Below are 6430 nucleotides of genomic sequence, written 5' to 3' on the forward strand. Positions count from 1 at the left end.
CGTCCCTGCGCTGGGGCGGTCGCCCGCGCCCGGACGGTCGCCACGATTGCCGGCGCGATCACCTGCGCGATCTCCTGGACCGCCGCGATCACCCGCACGATCTCCAGCCCGGTACCCGGCACCCTGGTCGGGACGCAGCACCTGGTTGCCGTCGCGGCCGCGGAAATCCATCCGGTCCGACACGCCGGCCTTCAGATTGTTGTTGCCGAAGCGCTGCTGAACATTGCTGTTGTTGTAGCGCACACCGCCGCGATGCGCCGGATTGTGCTGCCAGCCATTGCCGATATTCGTGGTGCGATGGTTGACATAGACGTTGCGGTTGCCCCAGTTGCAGCCGCCGCCCCAGTAATTGCCCCAGCGTCCGATCGCCCAGGCGGTGCCGAACGCGATGCCAGCCGCGACCACGCCGGCGCCGATATAAGACGGGTAGCCCCAATAATAGGGCGGATACTCCGCATAGGGCCAGCTGCCGTAGACCGTCGCCGGGTCGTAATACGGCACGTACATCGCCGCGGGATCGGCCTGCTGGATCACGACGACCTGCTTGCCTTCCTGAGACTGGACGCTGACCTTCTGCTGCTTGGTGGTGACGAGCTTCTTGTTGTCATAGGCCTTGGTGCGCAGACGCTGGATCGCGTCCATCACGTCGGGCTGCTGGGCGAGGAAGGCATCGCCCAGCTTCTTGGTCCAGTCGAGCTGCTCGCTCATCATCGCGAGGACATCGGCGGTGCTGGCCAGCGCCTTGACGCTGTCGTCCCAGCCCTGCTTTTCCACTTCCGTCTTCAGCGCATCGCCCTTCAGGCTCTTGCGCTCCTTCAGCCAGCGGTCGGCCTGCACCACCTCCAGCGGATAGGTCGAGGCGGCCAGTACATTGGCGAGCAACTCGTCCGGATAAAGCGCGATCGGCGCGACGAGGGCCTCGAGCTGCTCGGGCTTCAGGAGCTCGGCCGCCGGTGCGGGCGGGCTGGCAGGCTGCGCCTGCGGCGCCGGGGCTGCAGGCGTCGTTGGGGTCTGCGCCATTGCGGCGACCGAAGTCGCCATCAACAGCGCCAGCGCCATCAGGGTCTTGCCGCAACGAAACATCACATCCTCCCTCGGACTTCAGTGCGGGAGGATCAAGCCGGGGCGCAAGCATTTGTTGATCGAGATCAACGAAACGGGACATCGCGGCTGCTGCAGCGCAAGATCGAATAATCATTCGATCAGCTCGGCATCCAGCAGAAGCCGGTTCGGCACCGTCAGGCCGAGGGCCCTGGCCGTCTTCATGTTGATGACGAGCTCGAACCTGGTGGCAAATTGCACCGGGAGAGTGCTGATATCGGCACCGCGCAGGAGACGGTCGACATAGCCGGCGCCATCACGAAATTGTTGGGTCAGATCTGCACCATACGACATCAGCCCGCCATTCGACGCGTAGAAACGGACTGCGAAGATGGCGGGCACGCGCCGCTGCGCCAGCAATGCAATGGCCATCGCGCTGTGGGATCCGAAGAAGCCGCCATCCGGCAGCACGACGAGGCCGCCGCCTGTGCGCGCCGCCGTCTCGATCGCTCCCGCCATCTCCGGACCGCTGCGAACGCTCGCACCGGCGATCTTGAGGCCGAGACGGCTTTCCATCTGGTGCGCCGCTTGAACATAGAACGGTCCGTAGGGTGCCGATTCCGGATTGAACAGCAGGGCCGCATGGCTCATTCCCGGCACCATGTCCTTCAAAAGGCCGAGCCACTTCCCGCTCATCGAATGCTCATAGAGCGAAAAGCCGGTCAGATTTCCGGCCGGCCTGGCCAGATTGGCGACAAGCCCCGTCCCTACCGGATCGGAAAGCCCCACGAAGACGATCGGAATTCGTTGCGTTGCATCGCGCAGCGCCCGTGTTGATCCGGTACTGGTCGAGAGCAGCACGTCCGGCGCCGCGGCGACGAGCTCGAGCGCCTCCAACTTCTGGCGCGCCGGATCGGGGCCCGGCCAGCGCACCTCCAGGCGGTAGTTCTGGTTGGCGATCCAGCCTCGATCGGTGAGACCCTGCTGAAAGGCATCCACGCGCATTTGCGCGCCGGGATCACCAGCGACATTGCCCGTCAGCACGCCGACGGCGGGCATTCGGTCCTGGGCTTTCGCCAGGACCGGCAACGCAGCAGCAGCACCAACCAGCGTCATGAAGTCACGACGTCTCATACGCCTCACGCTCGCCCGTCGTACTCGTCATGCGATCGAGAGAGAACGGCTTCAGCGCCGTGATGTTTGATCAAGATCAAGATACCGCCCGCTCAGCGAGCGGTCGGAAGCCTGATCGTGAACAGTGCGCCGCCCGCAGGCTGGTTCGCAGCAGCGATCGTGCCGTGATGGGCCTCGACGATGGTTCTGGCGATTGCAAGGCCCATGCCCATGCCTTGCGGTTTGGTCGTGAAGAACGGATCAAACAGGCTTGCGAGATCGGAGGCGGGTATTCCGGGCCCGGTGTCGGCGATCCTGATCTCGGCCTGATTGCCGGCAAGCTGGGTCGCGACGCTGACCTCCCGCTTTCCGGCGTCCGCATCGGAAATCGCATCCATCGCGTTGATGATCAGGTTGAGAATGACCTGCTGAAGCTGGACCGGATCTCCCTTGACGTGAAGGCCGGCCAGGGCCGGCAAATAGCTCAACGTGATCCGGCGTCCCTGAGCGAGGGCCTTCACCAAATCGATTGCTTCGCGCACTGTATCGTTGAGCTCGATGTGCTTGACCTCAAACGGGGTCTTTTTCAGAACGCTGCGCAGCCTACGGATCACCTCGCTCGCCCGTTGGTCGTCCCTTCTGATGTCGGCGAGGATCTGCTGAATCTCGACAAGGTCGGGCTGAGCGGCCCTGAGCATGAGCTGTGCAGTCTCCGCATTGGTCAGAATCGATCCGAGTGGCTGGTTCAGTTCATGTGCGATCGATGTGGTCAGCTCGCCAACTGCCGAGTAGCGGTTGACGTGGGCGAGTTCCGCCAGCCGCTGACGCGATTCGACTTCGGCGACGCGGCGCCGGCGACGCTCGTGCAGGAGCCCGCTGATGAGTCCGGTCTGGACCAGGAACACAGCCGAGATCATCAGCATCTGCCAGTGATAGCGCTGCCAGATACTCGGCTCGCGAAACAGGATGGTGCTTCCCTTGGGCAGGCGACTCTCGCTGATGCCCCAGCGCTGCAGCTCGCGCCAGTCGTAACGCGGCGCGGCGAAGGCGATCGGCTCATAATTGATGCTCGCCGGTTTCGCGCCGCCAAGAATGCCGATCGCGGCGCTGACGGTCCGCGACGTCGTTTCCCCGATCAAGTGCATCGGTCCCCCGACCGTGCTCTCGCCGAAGAACGGCTCCTGGTAGGAGAAGATCGGGGCGTTGGCGACGGCATGCAGGCTGCGCAGCGCCCAGTCGCTCTCATAGACCACTCCGGCCGCATCGACGGACATCAGCCCCCAGAACAGCGCGGTGTGAGACGGGAGCTTCGATGAGCGCTTCAGGATCTCCTCGAACGACAAATCCGAGTACCAAACGAGTTCGATCCGCTCCGCAAAAGGTTTCAGCTCCCGCTTCAGCTCCTCCGTCCAAAACCTCTCGAGCGGCGAGGCTCCGACCACAATTCCAATCGATTTTGTATCAGGCAGGACCTGAAGAATGTTGTCGAAGGCCGCGACAAAATCGTTGCGGACGGCCACTACGACATCGTTGTCGCAGAGGTCGGTGCGATTAATCAGCCGATGCTCGACCGCGGAGAGGATCAACGGCGCATCGGGGAACAGCCTGGCGCGATATTTCTGCGCAAACCGGGCGGCAGGCGCGCCGATGCTCAAGACGATGTCCGGCACCGCACCTTGGTACAACGAGTGTAGATATTCGACGAACGGCGCCTCGGGACCAGGGTTGTTGAAGCGCGCAGTGAGCAGCGCGTGCTCCTGGATATCGAGCGGCCAGGGCGATTGCCGCTCGAGCTCGGACTTGATGTCGCGCGCATATTCGCTCCACGGCCGGAACTCGCGGCCGAAGGAATGCAGCAACAGCACGCGTTTGAGCTCGCCGCGCCGGCTCCGCTCGACCGCACCGGCTTGCCCAGCCGAGAGGCACTCGGCCACGAGCAGGCCGAGACATAGGAGCGCGGCCACGAGCCGTGGCTTCAGCCGGTCTATGCACGCGCCCCCGCTCATGCTGCACCCTCACAGCTTACGGCAGCTGCTTTCCAGGCAATTCTAGCTGGAATCGCACCATACGGACAGCCCCCGACGCGGGCCTCAGCAGCGCGTGACGAGGCGGCCATAGGCGCCCACGAGTTGCGCGCAGGACGGCGCATAATAGGCGCCGGCGGCCGAAATGGCAGGCGAGGACGACTTTCGGCGACCACGTCTCATCCGTCCTCTTCTCTCGTTCAATGCCCGCCGCTCAGCACGAGCGTCTGGATCGGCAGCAACAGCGCCTGGATCCGCAGCAGCAGCGCGTGCACGAGGCCGACGCCGTCGACGACGTGCAGCGCGATCTTCCGGCTGGTCGAGGTGTCCTTGGCCGAAATCTCCTCGTGATTGCTGGTGTAGGCGTTGACGATGCAGCTCGAGCCCGGCGTGACACCGTCGAGACCGCCCTTGTAGAGCGGCTCCAGGAAAACCAGGATCGTGCCGGGACGGACGGCATTCTGCGGATCGATGAGCTGCTCGCCGGTGCGAAACTGTCCGGCCGCGATGTAGTCCTGCACCGTCGTGATCACCATGGGGATGATGACCCAGGGTTTGGATATGCAGGTCGCTTCCGCCACCATGCCGGTCTTCATGACCTGCGCCTCGATCTGGCCGAAACCGGCCTGGAGCGCCTTGCGGCCCGCGCCCTCCGGAACGAGAACACCGGCCGGACGCATCAGCTGGTTGACGACATCGCCGGGGCGAACCAGGAACTGCTCGACGCGCCCGTCGACACCGGCACGCACATAGGTCTTGTCGAGATCGACCTGAGCCTGATCGAGCGTGGCTTCGGCGCTGGCCTTCTGGGCCGGCAGCAGAACCGAGACCTGCAAGGACGCCGACTGCTTCACCGCGGTCGCGGCGTCGATGCCAGACTGTCGCTGATCGACCAGCACCTGGAGCTTGTCGATGTCACGCTGCGGAACGATGCCGGGATTGCGGCGCTGGAGCTCGGACTTGACCTCGAGCTCGTCTTTGGCCTGCTGGTAGTTGGCCCTCGCTTCGCCGAGCTGCGCCTCGGCCTTGACCACGTCGGCCTGCGCCGTCTGCATGGCGGCATCGACTTCTGCCACCTTCCGCTTGGCGGTCTCGACCGCAGCCTTTTGCTTCGAGCTATCGAGCGTGAACAGCACATCGCCCTGTTTGACGGGCGCGGTGAAGCCGACTTTGACCTCGGCAACACGGCCCGAGCCTTCGGGCAGAATTGGCACGGTGCGGAAGTACAGCGTCGCCGACGATGTCGCCGGATGGAAGTAGAAGATCATGGTGATGAGCGACACCGTCAGCATCAGGCAGGCGGTGATGCCCCAGCGCAGCTCGTACCAGACCGAGAAGAAGGTGATTTCCTTCCCGAAGCGCTTGCCCTGGGCGTAGCGGCGGTACAGGTAGTCCGGAAGGATCGTGACGAGGGAGCAGATCAGCAGCTCAAGCATGACTGCGCTCCTTCTCCTTGGCGGGTCCCGGCTTGTCCGCGGGGGTCGGTGCGACGGCCGCCTCAGCCTGGACTTCCTCCGCATCGGAGGCCGGCGTCGCGTCGGCGATCTTCTCGACGGACCCGGCAATGCTGCGCAGCGGCGTGCCGAAATCCGGAAGATCGATCATTGCGAGGAGCAGTCCGGCGATCCAGAAGATGTGCATGTGCGTGAACAGCGAGATCAGGCCGAGCACGGCGACTAACTCGAACTGCAGTTTATGCGTTTTGTGCGCCATCCGCTCGGGCAGGCTGTGCAGTTTCCAGTAGAGCGTGCCGACCCAGAGCACGGCCCCGATCAGGAATACGCCCATCACCACCATCAGCGTATCGGTCCCGCTCCCCGGTGCGAGGTAGAACGGCAGATGATGCGGTGCCATCGGATGAAGCTGCTCGCTCAAACGTCTCTCCCGGTCAAAACGTCCATGGGCGGCACTGTGTTCGGGTATGTTCGCGTTTGTTTGATTTGAGTCAAGGGAACACGTCAGGGCCAACCTAGCGTCAGCCGCATGCTGATTGGACAACCATCAGGAGCCGCCCGCCATGCCCGGCCTAGACGATCTCATCCCCAGCGCAGCCCAGATTCGTAAGGAAGCCGCCCTCAAGGAAGCCGAAAAGGCGGAGGAATATGTGCGCCTTGCCGCCGCGGCCGAGGCGGAGAAGCGCGCCTTGATCGAGCGCTTGAGCAAGCCCTCGGGCAAGACCGAGGAGGAGAAGATCAAGCTCGCCTCGACCGTGATCCAGCGCGCGGTGCGCAACGGCCTCACGGAAGTGCTGG

Annotated in this window: 5 protein-coding genes and 1 pseudogene; 1 reads left to right on the forward strand and 5 read right to left on the reverse strand. The window is 63.9% G+C overall.

What is annotated here, in order from left to right; translation table 11 throughout:
- The 5 genes from XF30_RS21595 to XF30_RS21615 form a co-directional block, all read right to left on the reverse strand.
- The coding region (locus XF30_RS21595) for a DUF3300 domain-containing protein (RefSeq protein ID WP_146207808.1) at positions 1 to 1083 on the reverse strand (1083 nt) is incomplete at its 3' end.
- Between the two features lie 111 nt (positions 1084 to 1194).
- Positions 1195 to 2157 (reverse strand): ABC transporter substrate-binding protein, encoded by a 963-nt coding sequence (locus XF30_RS21600; RefSeq protein WP_244608993.1) that lies wholly within the window; start codon positions 2155 to 2157, stop codon positions 1195 to 1197.
- 110 nt (positions 2158 to 2267) lie between these two features.
- Positions 2268 to 4160 (reverse strand): ATP-binding protein, encoded by a 1893-nt coding sequence (locus tag XF30_RS21605; RefSeq protein ID WP_109143800.1) that lies wholly within the window; start codon positions 4158 to 4160, stop codon positions 2268 to 2270.
- 218 nt (positions 4161 to 4378) lie between these two features.
- The gene (locus XF30_RS21610; RefSeq protein WP_109143801.1) at positions 4379 to 5614 is read right to left on the reverse strand and encodes an HlyD family secretion protein; all 1236 of its coding nucleotides are present in this window, start codon (positions 5612 to 5614) and stop codon (positions 4379 to 4381) included.
- The gene (locus tag XF30_RS21615) at positions 5607 to 6032 is read right to left on the reverse strand and encodes a hypothetical protein (RefSeq protein ID WP_109145806.1); all 426 of its coding nucleotides are present in this window, start codon (positions 6030 to 6032) and stop codon (positions 5607 to 5609) included. The genes XF30_RS21610 and XF30_RS21615 overlap by 8 nt, the downstream gene beginning before the upstream one ends.
- 163 nt (positions 6033 to 6195) lie before the next feature.
- Here XF30_RS21615 and XF30_RS21620 point away from each other — a divergent pair.
- Positions 6196 to 6430: pseudogene (locus XF30_RS21620) on the forward strand (hypothetical protein); the annotation flags it as partial.

Origin of the sequence: Bradyrhizobium sp. SUTN9-2, assembly GCF_003122645.1 — a bacterium.
In the GTDB taxonomy this organism is placed as follows: Bacteria; Pseudomonadota; Alphaproteobacteria; order Rhizobiales; family Xanthobacteraceae; genus Bradyrhizobium; species Bradyrhizobium yuanmingense.

Bases quoted from the DNA above. Each gene is read 5' to 3' on its own strand.
- XF30_RS21600 (WP_244608993.1), bottom strand. From the start codon at position 2,157: ATGACGCTGGTTGGTGCTGCTGCTGCGTTGCCGGTCCTGGCGAAAGCC.
- XF30_RS21605 (WP_109143800.1), bottom strand. From the start codon at position 4,160: ATGAGCGGGGGCGCGTGCATAGACCGGCTGAAGCCACGGCTCGTGGCC.
- XF30_RS21610 (WP_109143801.1), bottom strand. From the start codon at position 5,614: ATGCTTGAGCTGCTGATCTGCTCCCTCGTCACGATCCTTCCGGACTAC.
- XF30_RS21615 (WP_109145806.1), bottom strand. From the start codon at position 6,032: ATGGCACCGCATCATCTGCCGTTCTACCTCGCACCGGGGAGCGGGACC.